The organism is Streptomyces nanshensis (assembly GCF_001751255.1).
Classification (GTDB): domain Bacteria; phylum Actinomycetota; class Actinomycetes; order Streptomycetales; family Streptomycetaceae; genus Streptomyces; species Streptomyces nanshensis_A.
In genome coordinates this window covers 1-1,138 of record NZ_LJGW01000529.1, presented here as the reverse complement: position 1 = coordinate 1,138, position 1,138 = coordinate 1, and the positions used below count along the sequence as shown (strand labels likewise).

Below are 1,138 nucleotides of genomic sequence, written 5' to 3'. Positions count from 1 at the left end.
CTCGGCACCGCCTCGCCCGCTCCCGCGGCCACGCCCGCGGACGCGGCGGAGACGTCCCCGCGTCCCAACTCCTCGTCCACCGCGCCGCCGCCCGCCCCGATGGCCGTCTCGCCGTATCTCTCGCTCGGCTGGGGCGACCCGCCCGCGCCCGCGACGGTGATGGCGGCGACCGGCGTGCGCTGGTTCTCGCTCGCCTTCGTCCTCAGCAGCGGTGCGTGCGAGCCGCGTTGGGACGGCTACCGGCCGCTGAAGGGCGGCGTCGACGCCCGTACGGTCGCGGCGGTGCGCGTGGCGGGCGGCGACGTCGTGCCGTCCTTCGGCGGCGGCGGTGGCGACAAGCTGGAGGAGAAGTGCCCGGACGCGGCGTCGCTCGCGGGCGCCTACCGGAAGGTGATCGACGCCTACGGCCTCAAGGCGATCGACATCGATCTCGAAGGCAGCGCCTACCGCAGCGCGGAGACACAGCGCAGAACGCTGGACGCGCTGGCCCGCCTCAAGAAGGCCGATCCCGGGCTGGTCGTCTATGTCACGGTGCCCAGTTACCGTACGGGGCCCGACAGTTCGCTCATCGACCGCGCGGCGGAGGCGGAGGTGGAGCCGGACGCGTGGAGCGTCATGCCGTTCTCCTTCGTGCCCTCCGCGAAGGGCGAGGACATGGGACGCATCAGCACCCGCGCCGTGGACGGGCTCAAGGAGCGGCTGGCGAGCGCGTACGGCTACACGGACACCGAGGCGTACGCGCACAGCGGCATCTCCTCCATGAACGGCATCACGGGGGAGGGCGAGACGATCACGGTGCGGGACTTCCGCACCGTCGCGGCCCATGCGCGCAAGCACGGGCTGGGCAGGCTCGCCTTCTGGTCGGTCAACCGGGACCGGCCCTGCGGCGGGCGTCCGTATCCGGCGGAGGACGCGTGCTCGGGCGTCGCGCAGCGGCCGTGGGAGTACACCAAGACGCTGGCGCAGCACGGGCGTTGAGGGGGGCCGGGCGACCGGCTCGGCCGGTCGCCGGTTCCGTCCGGTCGTCCGGGGCCCGTGCTACGAGGTGTGCGCGGGGCGGGCCTCGGGACGGTCGTCCGCCTTGCGCCGCAGCGTGTACGCGGCCAGCGTGCCGAAGGTGAAGAGCGCCAGCACGGAG

Annotated in this window: 1 protein-coding gene; it reads left to right on the top strand. The window is 74.0% G+C overall.

Features of this window, described 5'->3' with window-relative positions; translation table 11 throughout:
• Positions 1 to 978, top strand: a 978-nt coding sequence (locus tag AN218_RS36225) for a chitinase (RefSeq protein ID WP_070020146.1), incomplete at its 5' end; no start/stop codon positions are given.
• Positions 979 to 1,138: the final 160 nt, after the last annotated feature.